Origin of the sequence: Cellulomonas hominis, assembly GCF_005239125.1 — a bacterium.
GTDB classification, from domain to species: domain Bacteria; phylum Actinomycetota; class Actinomycetes; order Actinomycetales; family Cellulomonadaceae; genus Cellulomonas; species Cellulomonas hominis_A.
This window is the reverse complement of the sequence record NZ_SZYE01000347.1, coordinates 1-1,232: the sequence shown is the minus strand read 5'-3', so window position 1 is coordinate 1,232 and position 1,232 is coordinate 1. Positions and strand designations below refer to the sequence as shown.

Genomic DNA, 1,232 nt, shown 5'->3' with positions numbered 1-1,232 from the left:
AGCCGGGCCCCTCAGGCGGGTCCCGCCGCCCGGGCGCGCCGCACGGCCTCCGCCGCGCCGCCGCTCCACGGCTCGCCGTGCCCCGGCAGCACCAGCTGCGCGCCGGTCGCCGCGAGGGCGTCCAGCGACGCGAGGTTGAGCGCGCTGTCCGCGGTGGCGGCGCCGGCGACGATGCGCGGCCCCGTGCGCCCGGTGTACGGGTCGAGCGTGACCAGCGCGTCGCCCGACAGCAGCACGCCGCGGTCGGGCAGGTGCAGGGCGACGTGCCCGTCGGTGTGGCCGGGGCAGGCGACGACGTCGGGCCGGCCGGGGACCTTCAGCCGCGTGCCGGGCACCAGCGACCGGACGACCGTCACGCCGCGCACCCGCGCGGCCCCCGCGGCGACCATCGCGCCGAGGATCGGCAGGGCCCGCGGGTGCCGGATCGGGTACGCGGCGCGCGGGTTCTCGTGGGCGTACCGGTACGGGTGCGCCGCGAGCCGGGCGTCGGCGGGGTGCACCCACACGTCGACGTGCAGGTCGCGCATCGCCCGCCGCGCGAACCCGACGTGGTCGAAGTGCGCGTGGGTGAGCACCACCGCCCGGACGTCGGCCGGCGTGCGGTCCACGGCGGCGAGCAGCCGCGGCAGCATCCGCCACATCCGGGGCAGGCCCGCGTCGACGACGGTGGCGCCGCGCTCGTCGGCGAGGACGTAGCAGTTGACGTACGCGTGCTCCAGGCGGGCGACGCCGGGCGCGGGGACCGAGATCCTCACGACGCGCCCCCTCCGTGCTCCGCCCGGGGACCCGGTGCGGGGACCGGCTCGTCCGGGCGCGGCACCTCGTCGTCCGTGCGGAAGCCGATCGCCTTGTGCGAGCCGTCGCAGAACGGCTTGATGCCGGACGCGCCGCACCGGCACAGCGCGACGGTGGCGCGCCGCCGCGGGACGGTCCGGCCGGCGGCGTCGCGGATCTCGACGTCGCCGCGCACGAGGATCGGCCCGTCGGGGCACGGGGTCAGGACGACGGGGGCGTGCTCGGCGCTCATGCGGTCTCCAGGTGTCGCGGTGCGGGGGAGGGACGGCCGGGGGACGGGTCGTCGGCGGGGGCGCGGCTCACGGTGCGGTGCTCGGCGTGCGGGGCGGGCGCCTCGTGCGCCCGGGCACGGAGCTCGCGCAGCGGCGTCGCGGCGCGCGGCAGCCGGGACCCGCCGTAGCGGGCACCGCCGGTCGCGCGCAGGGCCAGGGCGAGCC

General features: G+C 79.9%; 3 protein-coding genes. All 3 read right to left on the bottom strand.

Annotated elements, in window-relative coordinates:
• Window positions 1-11: 11 nt before the first annotated feature.
• Entirely contained in the window at window positions 12-755 is a 744-nt protein-coding gene (locus FA014_RS19500; RefSeq protein ID WP_154731252.1) for an MBL fold metallo-hydrolase, read from the bottom strand.
• On the bottom strand, window positions 752-1,027 hold the full coding sequence (locus FA014_RS19495) for a CDGSH iron-sulfur domain-containing protein (RefSeq protein ID WP_154731251.1): 276 nt from the start codon (window positions 1,025-1,027) through the stop codon (window positions 752-754). Before FA014_RS19495 ends, FA014_RS19500 begins: the two co-directional genes overlap by 4 nt.
• Window positions 1,024-1,232 (bottom strand): hypothetical protein (locus tag FA014_RS20410; RefSeq protein ID WP_230323459.1); only part of this gene is annotated, 209 nt, incomplete at its 5' end. The genes FA014_RS20410 and FA014_RS19495, both read right to left, overlap by 4 nt.